Annotated in this window: 14 protein-coding genes and 1 pseudogene; 5 read left to right on the forward strand and 10 right to left on the reverse strand. The window is 69.8% G+C overall.

The genetic code is table 11. From position 1 onward, the window contains the following. Window positions 1-2,403, forward strand: a complete 2,403-nt coding sequence (locus tag ACTMVF_RS21675; RefSeq protein ID WP_441272814.1) for a galactose oxidase-like domain-containing protein — start codon at window positions 1-3, stop codon at window positions 2,401-2,403. On the opposite strand, the gene ACTMVF_RS21680 is transcribed toward ACTMVF_RS21675, so the two are convergent. The 4 genes and pseudogenes from ACTMVF_RS21680 to trhA all read right to left on the reverse strand — a co-directional run bounded on the left by ACTMVF_RS21680 (window position 2,400) and on the right by trhA (window position 4,859). After that, window positions 2,400-3,131: a Mut7-C RNAse domain-containing protein gene (locus tag ACTMVF_RS21680; RefSeq protein ID WP_441272728.1), complete on the reverse strand. Its 732-nt coding sequence runs from the start codon at window positions 3,129-3,131 to the stop codon at window positions 2,400-2,402. The genes ACTMVF_RS21675 and ACTMVF_RS21680 overlap by 4 nt on opposite strands. Before the next feature lie 4 nt (window positions 3,132-3,135). Beyond that, window positions 3,136-3,795, reverse strand: a complete 660-nt coding sequence (locus ACTMVF_RS21685; protein ID WP_441272729.1) for a TetR/AcrR family transcriptional regulator — start codon at window positions 3,793-3,795, stop codon at window positions 3,136-3,138. 5 nt (window positions 3,796-3,800) lie between these two features. Further along, window positions 3,801-3,995 (reverse strand): annotated as a pseudogene (locus tag ACTMVF_RS21690) (MFS transporter); the annotation flags it as partial. A 117-nt stretch (window positions 3,996-4,112) separates the two neighbouring features. Continuing rightward, window positions 4,113-4,859: a PAQR family membrane homeostasis protein TrhA gene (gene trhA / locus ACTMVF_RS21695; RefSeq protein ID WP_441272730.1), complete on the reverse strand. Its 747-nt coding sequence runs from the start codon at window positions 4,857-4,859 to the stop codon at window positions 4,113-4,115. Window positions 4,860-5,212: 353 nt separating this feature from the next. Here trhA and ACTMVF_RS21700 point away from each other — a divergent pair, with 353 nt between their 5' ends. Then, window positions 5,213-7,036 (forward strand): phosphoenolpyruvate carboxykinase (GTP), encoded by a 1,824-nt coding sequence (locus ACTMVF_RS21700; RefSeq protein WP_441272731.1) that lies wholly within the window; start codon window positions 5,213-5,215, stop codon window positions 7,034-7,036. A 305-nt stretch (window positions 7,037-7,341) separates the two neighbouring features. Continuing rightward, the gene (locus ACTMVF_RS21705) at window positions 7,342-9,075 is read left to right on the forward strand and encodes an Ig-like domain repeat protein (RefSeq protein ID WP_441272732.1); all 1,734 of its coding nucleotides are present in this window, start codon (window positions 7,342-7,344) and stop codon (window positions 9,073-9,075) included. Here ACTMVF_RS21705 and ACTMVF_RS21710 read toward each other — a convergent pair. The 6 genes from ACTMVF_RS21710 to ACTMVF_RS21735 all read right to left on the reverse strand — a co-directional run bounded on the left by ACTMVF_RS21710 (window position 9,065) and on the right by ACTMVF_RS21735 (window position 15,453). Continuing rightward, window positions 9,065-9,670, reverse strand: coding sequence for a hypothetical protein (locus tag ACTMVF_RS21710; protein WP_441272815.1), 606 nt, complete (start codon window positions 9,668-9,670; stop codon window positions 9,065-9,067). The two genes, ACTMVF_RS21705 and ACTMVF_RS21710, sit on opposite strands and share 11 nt — an antisense overlap. A gap of 19 nt (window positions 9,671-9,689) precedes the next feature. After that, window positions 9,690-11,237 carry a substrate-binding and vWA domain-containing protein gene (locus tag ACTMVF_RS21715; protein WP_441272733.1) on the reverse strand — a complete coding sequence of 516 codons (1,548 nt, stop codon included), beginning with the start codon at window positions 11,235-11,237 and terminating at the stop codon, window positions 9,690-9,692. Then, complete coding sequence (locus tag ACTMVF_RS21720; RefSeq protein ID WP_441272734.1) at window positions 11,234-12,403, reverse strand: toxic anion resistance protein; 1,170 nt, start codon at window positions 12,401-12,403, stop codon at window positions 11,234-11,236. The genes ACTMVF_RS21715 and ACTMVF_RS21720 overlap by 4 nt, the downstream gene beginning before the upstream one ends. A 15-nt stretch (window positions 12,404-12,418) precedes the next feature. Further along, window positions 12,419-13,483 (reverse strand): hypothetical protein, encoded by a 1,065-nt coding sequence (locus ACTMVF_RS21725; RefSeq protein ID WP_441272735.1) that lies wholly within the window; start codon window positions 13,481-13,483, stop codon window positions 12,419-12,421. 251 nt (window positions 13,484-13,734) lie between these two features. Continuing rightward, window positions 13,735-14,169 carry an SCO4983 family protein gene (locus ACTMVF_RS21730; protein ID WP_441272736.1) on the reverse strand — a complete coding sequence of 145 codons (435 nt, stop codon included), beginning with the start codon at window positions 14,167-14,169 and terminating at the stop codon, window positions 13,735-13,737. 72 nt (window positions 14,170-14,241) lie between these two features. Beyond that, entirely contained in the window at window positions 14,242-15,453 is a 1,212-nt protein-coding gene (locus ACTMVF_RS21735) for a pyridoxal phosphate-dependent aminotransferase (RefSeq protein ID WP_441272737.1), read from the reverse strand. 126 nt (window positions 15,454-15,579) lie between these two features. Here ACTMVF_RS21735 and ACTMVF_RS21740 point away from each other — a divergent pair, with 126 nt between their 5' ends. After that, window positions 15,580-16,308 carry a hypothetical protein gene (locus ACTMVF_RS21740; RefSeq protein WP_441272738.1) on the forward strand — a complete coding sequence of 243 codons (729 nt, stop codon included), beginning with the start codon at window positions 15,580-15,582 and terminating at the stop codon, window positions 16,306-16,308. Window positions 16,309-16,566: 258 nt separating this feature from the next. Next, on the forward strand, window positions 16,567-17,499 hold the full coding sequence (locus ACTMVF_RS21745; protein WP_441272739.1) for a trypsin-like peptidase domain-containing protein: 933 nt from the start codon (window positions 16,567-16,569) through the stop codon (window positions 17,497-17,499). Window positions 17,500-17,501: the final 2 nt, after the last annotated feature.

Consider the following 17,501-nt stretch of genomic DNA (forward strand, 5'->3'; position numbering starts at 1 on the left):
ATGAGATCAGGACGGAGGACGGCTCTGCTGGCGGTGATGGGCCTCACCGGGAGCTTGCTCCTCACCTCGCCCCAGCCCGCCTCCGCCGCCAACCTCATCAAGAACCCCGGCTTCGAGACCGCCGGCACCGACGACATGCCCTACTGCTGGAAGAAGTCCGGCTGGGGCGACAACGACTTCACCTTCGAGACGGTGGCCGACGCCCACTCCGGCGGCAAGGCCATGAAGGTCACGTTGACCCGCCGCGTGGACGGCGACCGCAAGGCACTGATCACCGAGTCCGCCGCGTGCGCGCCCGTCGTCACCGTGGGCAAGCAGTACGACCTGGGGCTCTGGTACAAGTCGACCACCCCCGACACCTCGGTCACCCTCTTCCGGCACGACGCCACAGCGGGCTGGCAGTACTGGACCGACCTCAAGACGCTGGAGATGGCGGCCGGTTGGACGGAGGCCACGGTCCGTACGCCCGAGGTGCCGGCCGGCACCGACCGGATCGCCTGGGGCGTCTCCGTCTACGGCACCGGCTCCGTCACCACCGACGACTACACGATGGACCAGGTCGCCGACCCGGTCCCGGACCCGGTGTGCACGGGCACGGCTCAGGAGTGCGCGAACGGCCGCTGGGACGTGCTGCCCACGAAGAACCCCGTGCGCTCCATGCACTCCGTCGTCCTGAACAACGGCAAGGTGCTGCTGATCGCGGGCTCCGGCAACGACCCGGAGAGGTTCGCGGCGGGCACGTTCACCAGCGCGGTCTACGACCCGCGGAACGGCACGTACAAGCAGATCCCCACGCCGAAGGACATGTTCTGCGCGGGCCACGTCCAGCTGGACGACGGGCGGGTGCTCGTGATGAGCGGCAACAAGGGCTATCCGTCGGCGGACGGAACGATCGGCTACCAGGGCTACAAGGACTCGTACCTCTTCGACCCGGTCACCGAGACGTACAGCAAGACCAACGACATGAACGACGGCCACTGGTACCCGTCGGCGACGATCCTCGGCAACGGTGACGTGATCTCGTTCGGCGGGCTGAAGGAGGACTCCAGCGGCTCGGTGACCGCCGAGCGGTGGTCGGACGCGGAGCAGCGGTGGCTGCCGACGTGGAAGGTCAACCAGACCTGGTCCTTCTGGGGCCTGTACCCGTCGATGATCCTGATGCAGGACGGCCGCCTCTTCTACTCGGGCAGCCATGTCTTCGGCAACAACATCCCGGGCACCGGTTCGGCGATCTACGACTACGACGCCAACACGATCACCCAGGTCCCGGGCCTGCAGAACAAGGACGAGCGCGACCAGTCGGCGAGCGTGCTGCTGCCCCCGGCCCAGGACCAGAAGGTCCTCACCATCGGCGGCGGCAACATCGACTCCAACCCGGACGCCAACCGCCTCACCGATGTCATCGACCTCAAGCAGCCCAACCCGTCCTACGTCGCCGGCCCGCCGCTCCCGCAGGGCACCGTCGACCTCGGCGGCGGCAAGGTTCCCCAGACCGGCAACCAGGGCAAGATGTACGCCTCCGCCGTACTCCTGCCGGACGGCAAGGTCCTGGAGACGGGCGGCGCGCTGCACAACCGGGCCGACCCGGTGTACGAGTCGTCGCTCTACGACCCGGCGACCAACACCTTCGACCCGGTGGCCACGGACCCGGAGGAGCGCGGCTACCACTCCTCCGCCTTCCTGCTGCCCGACGGGCGGGTGATGACGACGGGCGACAACCCGGGCAACGGCACCTGGAACCACGACGTGTCGGTCTACACCCCGCCCTATCTCCTCAAGGGTGAGCGCCCGACGATCACTTCGGTCATCGACACCGAGTGGACCTACGGCGACACCCAGCGGATCACCGTCGACCGTCCCATCGCCAAGGCCGAGCTGATCCGCCCGGCCGCCGTCACCCACTCCTCCGACCCCAACCAGCGCTTCGTCGACCTGCCGCTGTCGGTGGACGGCAACAACGTCGACCTGAACGTGACGAGCAACCCCAACCTGGCCCCGCCCGGCTGGTACATGCTCTTCGCGGTCGACGCCAACGGCGTCCCGTCGGTGGCCAAGTGGGTGCACCTCCAAGGCCCGCAGGCCTTGAGCGCGACGGACGCCTCGGCGCACGTCCACGACTTCGCCGACGACCTCAAGGGCAAGGTCACGGGTCCCGGCAAGAAGCGCACGTCCCAGAAGGTCAGCCCGACCGTCTCCGGCTGCGACCGCCACTACGGCTCCGCCAACGTCTGTGTGCCGACGGACTTCCCGCCGACGGTGAAGGCGACGACGAAGGCCCGCTGCGACTGGCTGAAGGCGAACGACTACGGCCGATTGAAGGTCAACGGCAAGGACGACCCGCTGCGGCTGGACCGCAACAGGGACGGAACCGCCTGCGGCAAGGGTGATGTGACCCGGCGTTAACTCGGGTTGGCGTACTCGGCGAGGGCGTGTTCCACGATGGCCACCAGCTGTTCGTGGTGCGCGCCCTTCCAGTACGCCCGCCCGCACTGGGTGCACTGCGCGAAGACGTCGTACGAGCGCTGCGTCCCGCCCTCCAGCTGGTCCGCCACCTCCTCCTTGGTGGCCTCCTTGAGCAGCCCGTTGCAGGCGGTGCAGCGGGTCCAGGGACGCAGTTCGGGTCGGAACCGGTCGAGGACGTCGCGGAGCTGCTCCTCGGGCCGGGTGCTGTAGACGAAGGCGCCGGCCCACAGCTCCCGCCGGCGCAGCAGCCCCCGGTCCCGGCTCAGCATCACCCGCTGCTCGGCGGCCGAGCGGGCGGCGAGCGCCGGGTCGCCGATGTCCGTCGACTCGTACGCCGTGTCCACGCCGAGCAGGCGCAGGCGGCGGGCGAGGGTGCCGAGGTGGACGTCGAGCAGGAAGCGCAGGGGAGCGCCGGGCACCCGCTGGGGGCGCTGGACGGGCCGTACGGTCACGGACTCGCCCGCCGCCGGGACGTGCGCCACGGGCACCTCGCGGCCGTCGACGACCAGGGTGCCGACCTCGGTGAGCGGGACGCCGAGGGACTCCACGACATGGCCGAGGGTCGAGACGCCGTCGGTGGTGACGGCGCTCGCGCCCTCGCGTCGTCCGTTCGGGAGGAACAGGCGCAGCTCGGGGGCGAATTCGACGTGGATCTCGGGTCCGTTCACCTGGTCAGGATGTCACGGCCGGGGGCTCGTGCCTCGGCTGTTTTTTCGCGGGGAGGCCGTGCTCGAGCACGTCGAGCGCGCGGTCGAGGAGGTCGCGGAGATCGTCCTTGAAGTCGTTCTCGGCCCAGTACAGGGAGATCTCCGCGAGCCCGCCGATGAGGGAGTTCGTGAAGACCCGCACCTCGAAGTTGTCCCGCGGCAGGCCGGTGCGATCGGCGACGGCCTCGGAGAGCATCCGGCCGGTGACCGACAGGCTCTCCAGCATGCGGGAGCGCACCGCGGGGACCTGGGCCATGAGGTACGACCGCAGCCGGGTGGCCTCGGGTTCCTGCTCCAGTCCGGTGCTGATGGCCAGCCTCATGACGTAGCGCAGTGACTCCATCCACGTCTCCTCCGCCGGCCGCTTGCGCAGCTCGTCCAGCAGGATCGGGTCGTACTCGTCCGTGAGGACGATGTCCTCCTTGGTGGGGAAGTAGCGGAAGACCGTGGACGGCGACACCTCCGCGCGCTCGGCGATCTGCTCGACCGTGGTGGCGTCGTAGCCCTGTTCCTCGATCAGGGCGTAGGTCGCGGTGCGGATCGCCATCCGGGTCTTGATCTTCTTCCGCTCACGAAGCCCCAGCTGGGGGCCGTCGGGGAGGGGGAGGGAGCGTGCGGGTGTCATGGGGGTCATTGTCGAGCATCGGCATGCGCGTCAGCCATGTCCGGGGGCGTGGAGGTCTCGGTCGGACGAGGTGTGGCCGGCAGGAAAGCCACCGCCGGCAGCGCGGAGACGAGGGCCGCGATGCCGCACACCAGCAGGACCACGCCCCCGACGAGGTGCGCCGCGACCACGGACTCCCCGGCGGTGTCGGCGGCCCGCGCGCATGAAATGCGAGGAGCTCTTAAAATGTAGTGACTGTCAATCGGTTTCGGCATGCAAAATCCGCGCGCAAAAAGGGCCACGGCTGCAAGCCGTGGCCCTTCGGTGCGGTGGGCGTGTTACCCGTGCTGGTAAGCCACCAGCGAGATCCCGACGTAGTGCGCGATGAAGGCCGCCAGCGTGAAGGAGTGGAAGACCTCGTGGAAGCCGAACCAGCGCGGTGACGGGTTCGGGCGCTTGATGCCGTAGATCACGCCGCCCGCGCTGTACAGCACACCGCCGACGATCACCAGGACCAGGACCGCGATGCCGCCGGTGCGCATGAAGTCCGGCAGGAAGAAGACGGCCGCCCAGCCCATCGCGATGTAGCAGGGGGTGTAGAGCCAGCGCGGGGCGCCGACCCAGAAGACGCGGAAGACGATGCCTGCGGCCGCCGCGGCCCAGATGCCCCACAGCAGCCACTGGCCCTTGGCCCCCGGCAGGAGCAGCATCGTCAGTGGCGTGTACGTGCCCGCGATGATCAGGAAGATGTTCGCGTGGTCGAGTCTGCGCAGGATGCCGTCCATGCGCGGGCTCCAGTTGCCTCGGTGGTACAGCGCGCTCACGCCGAACAGCAGGCAGGCGGTGAGGGCGAAGATTCCGCAGGCGATCCTGCCTCTGGTCGAGTCCGCGAGGGCGGTGAGCACCAGGCCCGCGACGAGTACGGCCGGGAACATGCCGAGGTGCAGCCAGCCGCGGAGCTTGGGCTTGATCTCGTCCGAGAGCTGCTGGGCGTGGTGCGCGATCTGGTGCGACAAGGAGGACGCGGCGGAACCCCGGCCGGCGGCCGGCGGGTCCGTGGGCGCGTCGGGGGCGGGCGACGTCATGCGGGGCATCGTACCTACGGGTCCGTAAGTTACGTATCAGGGTGGCCAGATGACCGCTCGGAAGTGGCCATCCTCTCATGGGGTACCCGGAATGGGCGCACCCGGGGTGAAGCCGTGGTGACGCATCGAAAACATCTGGATGAGTGGCGATGCTCACGCCGCTCACCTGTGACGCCCTCTGGACATATGGGCGGACGCGTCGGATGATCAAATGAGTGCGGTCGGCACCGGATGAGCGCGGAAGATCGGGATGGTGGATCCAGTCCACTCCCGTCCGCGAAGCATCCGGGTCGCGGCCCCCACGGGGCATACAAGGGCATATTCAGGACAAAATCCCTCACTTAGGAGCAACCGTGGCGCGCGACATCGCGGCTCCCCCCGTCGTCCCCACAAACCACCAGGCACTGGTCTCGTGGGTGAACGAGATCGCTGAACTGACGCAGCCGGACAGCGTGGTCTGGTGTGACGGATCCGAGGCCGAGTACGACCGCCTGTGCGGGGAGCTCGTCGCGAAGGGCACCTTCAAGAGGCTCGACCCGATCAAGCGCCCCAACTCGTACTACGCGGCCTCCGACCCGACCGACGTCGCGCGCGTCGAGGACCGGACCTTCATCTGCTCCGAGAAGGAGGAGGACGCCGGCCCGACGAACCACTGGATGGACCCCGCCGAGATGCGCGAGGTCTTCTCCGGCGAGAAGGGCGTCTTCCGCGGCTCGATGCGCGGCCGGACCATGTACGTCGTCCCGTTCTGCATGGGCCCGCTCGGCTCCAAGCTCTCCGCGATCGGCGTCGAGATCACCGACTCGGCCTACGTCGCCGTCTCCATGCGCACCATGACCCGTATGGGGCAGGCCGTCCTCGACGAGCTGGGGGAGGACGGCTTCTTCGTGAAGGCCGTGCACTCCGTCGGCGCCCCGCTGGAGGAAGGCCAGGAGGACGTCCCCTGGCCCTGCAACCAGACCAAGTACATCTCCCACTTCCCCGAGAGCCGCGAGATCTGGTCCTACGGCTCCGGCTACGGCGGCAACGCCCTGCTCGGCAAGAAGTGCTACGCCCTGCGCATCGCCTCCGTCATGGCCCGCGACGAGGGCTGGCTCGCCGAGCACATGCTGATCCTGAAACTGACCCCGCCGCAGGGTGAGTCCAAGTACGTGGCGGCGGCCTTCCCCTCCGCCTGCGGCAAGACCAACCTCGCCATGCTGGAGCCCACGATCTCCGGCTGGACGGTCGAGACGATCGGCGACGACATCGCCTGGATGCGCTTCGGCGAGGACGGCCGGCTGTACGCCATCAACCCCGAGGCCGGGTTCTTCGGCGTCGCGCCCGGCACCGGTGAGCACACCAACGCCAACGCGATGAAGACGCTGTGGGGCAACTCGGTCTTCACCAACGTGGCGCTCACCGACGACAACGACATCTGGTGGGAGGGCATGACGGAGGAGACTCCGGCCCACCTGACGGATTGGAAGGGCCGGGACTGGACCCCGGAGTCCTCGGAGCCCGCCGCCCACCCCAACGCCCGCTTCACCGTTCCCGCCTCGCAGTGCCCGATCATCGCGCCCGAGTGGGAGGACCCCAAGGGTGTGCCGATCTCGGCGATCCTCTTCGGCGGGCGCCGCGCCACCGCCGTACCGCTGGTGACGGAGTCCTTCGACTGGAACCACGGCGTGTTCCTCGGCGCCAACGTGGCGAGCGAGAAGACCGCCGCCGCCGAGGGCAAGGTCGGCGAGCTGCGCCGCGACCCGTTCGCGATGCTGCCCTTCTGCGGCTACAACATGGGCGACTACATGGCCCACTGGGTCGACGTGGCCAAGGGCAAGGACCAGTCCAAGCTGCCGAAGATCTACTACGTCAACTGGTTCCGCAAGAACGACGAGGGCAAGTTCGTCTGGCCCGGCTTCGGCGAGAACAGCCGTGTCCTGAAGTGGATCGTCGAGCGCCTGGAGGGCAAGGCCGAGGGTGTCGAGACCCCGATCGGCATCCTGCCGGCCAAGGGCTCCCTGGACACGAACGGCCTCGAACTGGCCGACTCCGACCTCGACTTCCTCCTCACCGTCGACAAGGAGGTCTGGCGCGAGGAGGCCGCGCTCGTCCCCGAGCACCTCAACACCTTCGGTGACCACACGCCGAAGGAGCTGTGGGACGAGTACCACGCGCTGGTGCAGCGCCTGGGCTGAGAACAGCCCCCAAAGACGCCGCGGCCGGCTCCGAGTGTGCCCTGACCAGCAACATCGTCACGGCCGGCCGCGGTGACAGCACCACAGACCGGCGAGGTTCCGTACAACGGCGTGCGGGGCTCTGGGCCTGTCGCCGCGTTCCCGTCCGCCCCGACGGAAGCGCGCGGCGACAGGCCCTCGCCTGTATCCGCCAACCTTCTGCCGTCGCGCCCCCTTGATCGCAGGATCTTCACGGCTGTTACATGTTCGGCACAGGAGTGTCACTGATCCCAGTGAGCGCTCGATTCAGCCTGTGGGGGGCACAGTTGAATACTGCACACCGTCCCAGACGTCTCGCGGCCACGCTGCTCGCCGCCGCACTCGCCGGGACCGGCCTGACCGTCGCCGCCGCACCCGCGGCCCACGCGGCGGCCTCCGACGCGGTGGCCAAGCTGCCGATCTCGTCGTACTCGGCGCTGGCGGTGGACTCCGCGCACGAACGCGTCTACGTCGCCGACAGCAACATGGGCAGCTACTCCAACAGCGGCCTCATCGTCGTCTACAACTTCCAGGGCGAGCGGATCACCACGATCAGCACCCAGCAGCACATCTCCGGACTGGCGCTGAACGCCGACGGCTCCACGCTCTACGTCGGCGGACGCGAGGTGATCTGGCGCTACGACACCGGCACCTACACCTCGAACGGCCTGTACGTCTCCACCGACACCTGCGGCCGCAGCCTCGCCTTCTCCGGCGGCACCGCGTACTACACGACGCCGTACTCCTACTACACCTCGCAGTGCGACACGACGCTGACCTACCTGGACTCCTACGTCCCCGCCACCAACACGGCGCCGCGCACCAACTGGCAGGACTACGGCAAACTCCAGCTGGAGGCCGGACCGGGTGACCGGATGCTGATGGGGCAGCCGCTCAACGCGCAGGCCGGCAACCCGTTCCTGACGGTGTACGACACCAGCGGCGGCACCCTCGTGCGGGGCGCGGCCCGCCGGTTCGCCGACGCCGACGGCAAGGGCGCCCTGAACCTGAAGGACATGGCGTTCTCCGCGGACGGCAGCAAGGTCGCCGTCGCCGACGCCGCCTACGGCACCCGGCTGCTGAACACGACCGACCTGTCCGACGCCGCCGACGGCTACCAGGCCCTGCCCGCCGATGCCGCCGCCAGCGCGGTCGCCTTCGGCGGCGACGGCAAGTACGTCGCGCGCGGCGCCGCGGCCACCGGCTCGACGCCGGACCTGCTGGTGCAGCCCGCCGACCCGGCCGACGCCACCGCCCCGCTGGAGTTCGTCTTCGAGGGCAGCCTCGACGGCGACCGGGTCGCCCCGCGCGGCCTGGAGTGGTCGGCGGACGGCTCCCGCCTGTTCGCGGTGACCACCAACGCGGCCGGCAACCAGTTCTGGCTGCACGTCATCCAGCCCCCGGCCGTCCAGTACGACGCCCGCTTCACCGGCGGCCTCACCCACAGCCCCGCCCAGGCCGTGGCAGGCGAGCCGCTCGCCGTGCGCGGCAAGCTGGAGCAGGACGGCCCGGCGCCCACCGAGCCCCTGAAGGTCAAGGCGACCCGCACGGACGCCACCGGCACCCATGACCTGGGCACCTTCACCGTCAAGGCCGACGGCACGTTCACCGTCCTCGACGAGCCCGACCTCGTCGGCGACGCCACCTACACCGTCTCCTACCTCGGCGACCTGACCCACCGCCCCGCCGAGGACGTCACCACCACGGTGAACGTCGGCAAGGCGCCCACCTCGATCGCGCTCACCGCACTCGAGGAGGGCTCGCTGAGCACGGGCGTCGAGATCACCGGCACCTTCACCGCCCAGGGCAAGGCGCTGGCGGACCGGGCGGTCCTCAACGTCACCCGGACCGACCGGCTCGGCACCGGCACGCTGTCGTCGGTGACGGTCGCCGCCGACGGCACGTTCACGATCAACGACCTGCCGCGCACCCGGGGCGACGCGGACTACACGGTCAGCTGGCCGGGCGACGACCTGCACACCGCGTCGTCCGCCTCGGCGACGGTGTACGTCAGGCGGTAAAGCCGCCGCCGGTTCCGCCCCGGTCCTCCAGATACCGGGTGTGGGACTCCTGACGGCGGGCCTCCACCTCGCGCAGGCCCGCCGCCAGGCGCTCGGCGTCCTTCTTCAACAGGCCGAGCTGGCGCTCCAGATGGAGTTCGGGGGACTCGGTGCCGGGCGTCATCCGCGTCCACCACCGCGTCCGTACGAAACTGTCGACGGCCTCGGGAAGATCGCGCCGCACGATCCGGGAGAGCACGTGCACGCCCTCCGGATCGTGCGCGAGCAGCTCGGCGACCCAGCCCCGGTCCAGCAACGCGCCCAGCAGCTCGGTGAGTTCACGCAGCCGCGCGGCCGCCGTGACCGACAGCTCGACGTCCGTCAGATAGCCGCGCAGCTTCTCGAAGTCGCCCCGCACTTCGTCGAGTTGGGCCGACGGATCCGGGAAGTCGGGCAGCGCGGGCCGCTCCGGTGGGGCGATCAGCGCGCCCGCGCCGTAGAGGCCGGTGACGACGACGGGCCAGTACGGCCCCGCCACCCCCGCGAACGTCAGCACGAGCCCGACGACCCCGCACGCGCTCCCCGCGATGTTCTTGCGGGACTCCAGGTACGCCAGTGCCTTGCTCGGAGCCGACTTATTGGTAGCCACGGATCTCCTCGAAGGCGCCGTCCAGCGAGCCCTCCTGGGCGTCGAAGAGGCGGCCGCCGGTCAGCTCGGCGATGTGCTCCAGCTCGGACCGGTCGGAGTCGCCGAAGAGGATGGGGAAGACGGGCGTGTCGCGCCGGTCGCGGTCGAGCCCGGCGTAGAAGGCGTCGAAGTCCGCCGCCTCGGCGCCGGTGGTGTTCTCGCCGTCCGTCATCAGCACGACCGACGTGAAAGTGTCCTGGGACCGTCCGGCGCCCAGATGCTCGTACGCCTTCTCCAGCGAGGTGTAGATCGCCGTGTCGCCCTCGGCGGTGAGCGCGTCGGTGTCCTCGCGGATCGCGTCGAGCCCGCTCTGCGGGCGGGCCGGCTCCACGACATGCGTGCGCACGCTCTTCACGTCCGACCCGAACGGCATCAGCGTGACCTCCTCGCGCTCGCGGAAGTCGCCGGTGAGGTCGGCGAGTGCCTCCTTCAGCTGCTCCAGGCGGTCGCCCTCCATCGAGCCCGAGGTGTCGAGGACGTAGACGGTCCTGGACGGGCGGCGCAGCTCGTTCTCGTACGAGTCGAGCAGGCCGTCGGCGACCGACCGGGTGCCCGGGAAGGGCAGTTCGCGCCGCCGGCTGCTGTCGAGGCCGGACGCGGGCGGGACGGAGGCGACGACCGGGCGGCGATGGGTGCGCTCGGTGATCAGCCGCTGGATGTCCTCGGAGCGCAGGGCCTCGGTGAGGCGGCGGACGTCCTCGCGGGTCGCGCTGCCGGTCGAGGCGAGGGAGGAGAGCGGGTAGTCGGCGGTGACGACGCCGTCCTTGGGGCGGATCACGGTCAGGCCCGGGATGCCCTTGAGGACGGACTCGTAGTTGAGCAGGGCGTCGACGTTCCCGCGCCGCTGGTACGCCTCCGCCAGCCAGCCCGAGGAACCCGACGTCAGCTTCTGCCCCCGGAAGAACTCCTTCAGCCGGGGCGTGGCCTCGGTGACGTCGGCGTCGGTGAGCGCGGACTGGGCGCCGGACAGGGCCGAGGCGACGGAGACGAGAGTGGCGAATCCGGAGTTGGAGCGGGCCGGGTCGGTCATGCCGTACGTCAGTTTCCCGTCCCGGACGGCCCGCTCGATCTGTGTCCAGGTGACCGCGTCCGGCTTCCAGCCGAGCCTGCCGAGTGCCGTGGACCTGACCCCGACGGCCACCGGACTCGACATGACCGGCGTCTCGGACACGACCTTCTTCGCCGCGTCGGGGCGCAGGCGCAGATAGTCGTTGGAGGACAGCCACAGGGCGTCGTACTGCCCGTCCGCCTTGCCCTTCGCCAGCAGTTCCACGGCGTCGAGGGTGCCCATGTAGGTGGGCCGCACCTTGATGCCGGTGTCGTCGGCGATCCGGTCGAGCACCGGGGTCATGTCACCGAGCTCGCTGGAGGCGAGGACGCGGAGGGTGCCGGGCTGCGGGGCGTTCGGGTTCGGGTCGTCCTCGGGCTGCTGCGAGGTGCAGGCGGTCAGGAGGGCCAGCGCGGCGAGCGCGGGGGCGAAGAGCCGTGCTCTCATCCGAGCCCGCCTTCCAGCGCGCCCTGCGCGCGGCTGCGCTCCAAGTAGGCACTCGCGTGCTGCAGTTCGGCGGTGAGGTTCTCCACCGTCGTCGCCATCGCCTCGGTCGCCTGGACCTTGTAGGTGTCGATGGCGTCGAGCGTGCGGTAGATCTGCTGGAAGGCGCTTCGGAGGGTCTCCGCTCCCACCGCCGGGTCGGCGGCGATGCGCTGGATCTCGCCGCCCTGTGTGGCGAGCATCTCGGCATTGCCGCGAATGAGATCCTCCGTGGTCCCGCGCAGGGCGTTGACCTGCTCGATGACCTTCTTCTGGTTGTCGAGCGCGGACGCCAGCATCACGGAGATCCGCAGCGCCGAGACGGTGGTCGTGGCCGCCCGGTCGACGCCCTTGATCAGCTCCTCGTTGTTGCGTCGTACGACGTCCATGGCGAGGTAGCCCTGCGCGCACACCGCGAGCTGGGTGAGCAAATCCTGGTGCTTCTGCCGGACAGGGAAGAGGATGTCGGCGCGCAGACTGTCGGCCTGCTGGGGGTCGGTGACCCGGGCGATGTGCTGCTCGACGGCGGTGTCCAGGGCCTCCGTCAGCACGACGTACTCCTGGAGCTTGCCCATGCTCTCCCAGAGCCGCACCCGCTCGGTCTGCAGGGCGGCGTTGTCCCGCCGCAGCTCGTCCTGCCCACCCCGCAGCGATCCCACGATTCTGTTCAGGGTCCCCTGCGCGGAGGCGTACTTGGCGACGTGATCGCGCAGCTTGTTGCCGCCCGGGAGCCGGGACAGGAACTTGCGCCCCTTGGCGGCGGGAAGATCCCGCGGGTCCAAGTCCTCCACCACCCGCCGCAGTTCGACGAGCGAGCCCGCGACCTGCGCCTGGGCGTCCCCGCCCTTGTCGGGCAGGCTCCGGATGGTCCTCTCCAGCATGCGGTTGGACTGCGCGGCGGCGCTGCGCATCTCACCCGCACCCAGGGCGGTGATCTCGCCGACCTTGCCGGCGAACTCGGGGGAGCGGGCGTCGAGCGCCGCGAGCTCCTCCACATAGGTGGAGGCCTTCTCGGCCATGTCGGTACGGACGGCGTCGTCCACGGGGACGAGCCCGCCCGCCTTCTCCCGCGGCACCGTGGCCACGGGCTCGGGCGGGGTGAGGACGAAGGTGTCGTCGTTGCTGGTCATGTGGTGCTGTCCCCCTTATCCGCGCGCCCGTCGCGCCAGCTCGTGCAGCACCTTGGAGGTGGGCACGGGCGCCTGGCGGACGCCGGTCAGCTCCTGCTTGAGGTAGGTGGTGTCCGAGGTGAACTCGGCGGCGGCGCCCTGCGGCCGGAAGCCGTGCCGGGCCTCCAGCTCGCGCAACTTCGGGTCCGAGGAGAGGAGTTCGGCGACTGCCTTGCCGTCCTCGGTGAGCGGTACGACGGTGTGGTCGCTGTTGACCGTGGTGTCGGGGTAGAGCACGACCAGGTCCTCGGGCTTCTGCCCGTCCGCCAGCAGCGAGGCGACCTGCGACTCGTAGACCACGACGAGCGGATTGCCGGCACCGCTGACGAAGTCCCGGAAGGCGGCGTCGCTGCCGGCCTGCTGGGCGCCCTGCACACTGACCAGCTTGTGCAGCAGCGGTGCGGTGCGGTCCACCTCGGCGTCGGTGGCGACGACCTTGCCGCCGTTCGCGACGTAGGAGGCGGCCGCGAGGTAGAGGGCGCCGGAGTTGGAGGTCTCGGGGTCGGTGCTGGACAGGTAGAGCGTGCCCGTCAACTCCCCGTACTTCTGGGCCCCCTTGAGCTGCTGCCAGGTGCGGTCGGCCCGGGCGGCGTCCAGATGGGCGGCCATCTTCAGCGTGCCCCGGTGGGCCTCGTCCAGCGTGGCGAGGCCGTTCGCCGCGAGCACCTCGGCGGCGTTCTTGTGCGCCACCACGACGAGGGGCGAGTAGAAGGGGCGGGGGAGGGCCCCCGTCACCTTGTACTTCGCGGCGAGTTCGGCGGCCGGCGCCTGGCTCGACGGCAGCGCCAGGTCGTACCCCTCGAGGTCCAGCCCCTCCATGGCCCACGACCCGGAGGTCTCGGCCTTCACGGTGTAGCCCTTGGCGGCGAGGGCCTCCACCACATCGGGATCGGCGAAGAACTCCGCCTTCTCCGACCCGATCACTCCCCGCACGGTCTTCGTTGCCGTGCCGTTGTCCTCATCACTGCGACCCGCGACGACGGCGGCCACCACGCCACCGATCAGCAGAACCGCGAGGACGATCCCTGCGATACGTCTCACGCAGGGAAGAGTGCTCCCGGAATCCAACGTTCCCCGCCGAAGGGGATGAACGGGAGGTGTCATCCCGGTCCCGTTACGACACGGCGGACTGCAACGCCCTGCTTTTTGGGGCGTGGGGCTGTGTCGATTTGCGGCTCCGCCGCGTGGGCGCGACAAGCCACGGACAACCGTCAGCCGCGAAAAAACAAACTGTGGCAACCCGGTCCGCGCGTCGCTGCGGGTGCACGCGGACCGGGGCCGTTCAGGGGGGATCAGCCGACGCCGGTCAGTTCCTGCGGCTCGGCCTGCGCAGCAGCCAGCGCAGCGCCGTGCGCATCCATGCGCTCGGCGGCGAGGATCGCGGCAGCGGTATCCGCACGCGACGCGGCGACGACCAGCGCGCGGCCCGCGAGGGCGTGTGCCCGCTGGTGCAGGGCGGCGAGGTCGGTGCCGGAGGGCGCCGCTGACAGGCGGGCCGGCGTCATCCCACCCCGCAACCGGCTCACCTGGGCGGCGAGTCGCTCGGCCGCCTCATCCAGGTCGGCGGAGGGAGCCGTCGTGCGCAGCTCGTCCGTGACGGTGAGCAGTGCCGCGAGATGGCCCCCCAGCTGGATGTCCAGCTCCTCCTCGCGGGAACGGTGCGGAAAGTCGGAGGTCGTGCCGCCCATCGTGCTGTGGACCGACTTGGTGCGGATCGGTTCGTACATGGATGGCCTCCTGTGCTGTCAGGAAACCATCCTAGCTTAGATTCCGTCTAAAGTTGAGCGAGCGTAAAAGATCTAGGGCTGGCTGTATCCGTCCAGGAACCGCCCGATCCGCCCGACCGCGTCCCGCAGATCCGTGACCGTCGGCAGCGTCACCACCCGGAAGTGATCCGACTCCGGCCAGTTGAAGCCGCTGCCCTGGACGACCATGATCTTCTCGCGGCGCAGCAGGTCCAGGACCATCCGCCGGTCGTCCTTGATCTTGAAGACCTTGGGGTCGAGGCGGGGGAAGAGGTACAGCGCCCCCTTCGGCCGTACGCACGTCACCCCGGGGATCTGTGTCAGCAGCTCGTACGCGACATCCAGCTGTTCCTTCAGCCGCCCCCCGGGCAGCACCAGGTCATTGATGGTCTGCCGCCCGCTGAGCGCGGCCACGACCCCGTGCTGACCGGGCATGTTCGCGCACAGTCGCATGTTCGCGAGGATGGTGAGGCCCTCGATGTAGGAGTCGGCGTGGGCGCGGGGGCCCGAGATCGACATCCATCCCACCCGGTACCCGGCGACCCGGTAGGCCTTCGACATGCCGTTGAAGGTGAGGGTGAGCAGGTCGGGGGCGACGGCGGCGGTCGGGGTGTGCGTGGCGCCGTCGTACAGGATCTTGTCGTAGATCTCGTCGGAGCAGACGAGGAGGTTGTGCCGGCGGGCGATGTCCGTCAGCCCCCGGAGCATGGCCTCGTCGTACACGGCCCCCGTCGGGTTGTTGGGGTTGATGATGACGAGGGCCTTGGTGCGGTCGGTGACCTTGCGCTCGATGTCGGCGAGGTCGGGCATCCAGTCGGACTGCTCGTCGCACCGGTAGTGGACGGCGGTGCCGCCGGACAGGGACACGGCGGCGGTCCACAGGGGGTAGTCGGGCGCGGGCACGAGCACCTCGTCCCCGTCGTCGAGCAGCCCCTGCATCGCCATGACGATGAGCTCGGAGACGCCGTTGCCGATGAAGACGTGCTCGACGTCGGTCTCGATGCCGAGGGTCTGGTTGTGCATCACGACGGCCCGGCGCGCCGCGAGCAGCCCCTTCGCGTCGCCGTACCCGTGGGCCGTCGACACGTTCCGGAGGATGTCCTCCAGGATCTCGGGCGGGCACTCGAAGCCGAACGCGGCCGGGTTCCCGGTGTTCAGCTTGAGGATCCGATGCCCCGCCGACTCGAGCCGCATCGCCTCCTCGAGCACCGGGCCCCGGATCTCGTAACAGACGTTGGCGAGCTTGGTCGACTGGATCACCTGCATGTCAAGGAGCTTACGGCCCGGTAACGCCCCCTGGGCCGTGTTTTCCGACACGTGAGACGCGGGGGTTTGGGCCGTTATCGCCGGTAGCTGTCCCACGGGTCGCTCCCGTCCCTACAATGCGCGGTCATGTCCAGGCCACCCGAGCGCGAAAACGAGCCACCTCAGGCGCCGCCGAACGTGTACCTCCCACAGCCGACGGCATCCCCCGCCTACGAGGAGTACACGGACCCGGCGGCCGCGCACGGCTGGCAGAACGCGTACGACGCCACGGCGCGGCTGCCTCGGGTGGGTGATGCCGGAGCGGCCGAGGGGACGGGCCACGGCTCCGGCGAGAGTGCGAGCGCGGGCGCCGGCGCCGGTGCGGGTGCACGGCATGGGCGTCGGGCGGGCGGCGCGGGCCGGGGTGTGCGCCGCAAGGGGCGGACCTGGGGTGCGCGGCGCGCGGTGGTCGTGGTCGGTGCGGCGGGGGTGGTGTCGGCGGCTGCGCTGATCGCCGGCTTCTCGCTGTCCGGCTCGGCGCCGGAGGGCGGCTCGCGGGGCAAGCAGGACCGTACGAGCCCGACGGCGGGGGACTCGGCGGACCCGGCCGAGCCCACCGACGGCGCCTCCGCCACGCCCGGCTCGTCCGACGGCAGCGGGCCGTTGCGCACACAGGCCCCGGACGCCTCGCCGACCGCCTCCGCCGCCGAGGACGACGACGCCGACAGCCCCTCGCCGACCCCCACCATCACCACCACGAGTGCGGCCCCGACCACCCCGACCACCCCGACCGCCACGACGAGCGCGACGGCACCGGGTGGCGGGCGTGACGGCAACCCGGGGCGGGGGCTGGGGAACACGAAGGGCCCCAAATAGAGCCGGCCTCACCGGCTCGCTGTCCTGCCGGCCTCGCGCAATCTGCCGGGTGTGGCGATGTCATCGCCCTCTCGTGAACGTCCTGCGCCGCTCGCCCAACGCCCCCTGCGTGCCGTGATAGGGAAAGCCCTACGGCTTGAACTCACCGGTAAGTAAGTCCTTGTCCGCACCCCCCTCATGCGGTGACAATGCGCATGACAAAAATGCGGGTGACCGGAAGTTCTTCGGTCACCCCTCTTCGTATGAGGGGACCCCCACATGAGAAAACCTCTCGGCGCCGCCCTCCTCGCCCTGGCGATAGCCGGGGCCGGCGCCGTACCCGCGGTCGCGGCTCCCCTGGAGTCGGCCGAGACCTTCGGCAAGAGCGTGGACACGGGCTCGGTCACGTCGGTGGTCAATGACACCGTCGCCTCCACCGCGGACACCCTCGACCAGGTCCTGAACGGCCCCAAGGCTCAGGCCGTCAACTTCGCGGGCACCGTCGCGCTCAGCAACTGTTCCGGCTCCGTCGTCCGCTTCTCGGACTCGGAGGACAACGACCCGGCGCTGGTGATGACCAACGGCCACTGTCTGGAGACCGGCATGCCCGGCCCCGGCCAGGTCGTGGTCGACCGGGCCTCCAGCCGTACCTTCAGTCTGCTCAACGCCTCGGGCAGCCGGGTCGCCACCCTGCGGGCCAGCAAGATCGCCTACGGGACGATGACCGACACGGATGTCGCCTTCTACCAACTCACCACCACGTACGGGCAGATCAAGAGCTCGTACAGCATCAACGCGCTCACCGTGGCCGAGACCCACCCGGTCGCCGGCACCGCCATCACCGTCGCCTCCGGCTACTGGAAGCGGCTGTACAACTGCAACATCGACGGGTTCGCGTACCGCCTCAAGGAAGGCGACTGGACCTTCAAGGACTCCGTCCGCTACACCTCCGCCTGCAACACCATCGGCGGCACCTCCGGCTCCCCCGTCATCGACCAGGCCACCAACAAGGTCGTCGCCGTCAACAACACCGGCAACGAGGACGGCGGGCGCTGCACGGTCAACAACCCGTGTGAGGTCGACGAGAGCGGCAACGTCACCGTCCGCCAGGGCATCAACTACGCCCAGCAGATCTACCGGATACCCGCCTGCTTCGGCGTCGACAACAAGCTCGACCTGAGCGCGAGCGGGTGCGTGCTGCCCAAGCCGTAGTC

The sequence above is a fragment of the Streptomyces sp. SD31 genome, assembly GCF_052068475.1.
Lineage (GTDB): Bacteria > Actinomycetota > Actinomycetes > Streptomycetales > Streptomycetaceae > Streptomyces.

Coding starts and splice junctions, on each gene's coding strand:
- ACTMVF_RS21675 (WP_441272814.1), top strand. CDS start 1: ATGAGATCAGGACGGAGGACGGCTCTGCTGGCGGTGATGGGCCTCACC.
- ACTMVF_RS21740 (WP_441272738.1), top strand. CDS start 15,580: ATGTCCAGGCCACCCGAGCGCGAAAACGAGCCACCTCAGGCGCCGCCG.
- ACTMVF_RS21715 (WP_441272733.1), bottom strand. CDS start 11,237: ATGAGAGCACGGCTCTTCGCCCCCGCGCTCGCCGCGCTGGCCCTCCTG.
- ACTMVF_RS21685 (WP_441272729.1), bottom strand. CDS start 3,795: ATGACACCCGCACGCTCCCTCCCCCTCCCCGACGGCCCCCAGCTGGGG.
- ACTMVF_RS21720 (WP_441272734.1), bottom strand. CDS start 12,403: ATGACCAGCAACGACGACACCTTCGTCCTCACCCCGCCCGAGCCCGTG.
- ACTMVF_RS21745 (WP_441272739.1), top strand. CDS start 16,567: ATGAGAAAACCTCTCGGCGCCGCCCTCCTCGCCCTGGCGATAGCCGGG.
- ACTMVF_RS21730 (WP_441272736.1), bottom strand. CDS start 14,169: ATGTACGAACCGATCCGCACCAAGTCGGTCCACAGCACGATGGGCGGC.
- ACTMVF_RS21735 (WP_441272737.1), bottom strand. CDS start 15,453: ATGCAGGTGATCCAGTCGACCAAGCTCGCCAACGTCTGTTACGAGATC.
- trhA (WP_441272730.1), bottom strand. CDS start 4,859: ATGACGTCGCCCGCCCCCGACGCGCCCACGGACCCGCCGGCCGCCGGC.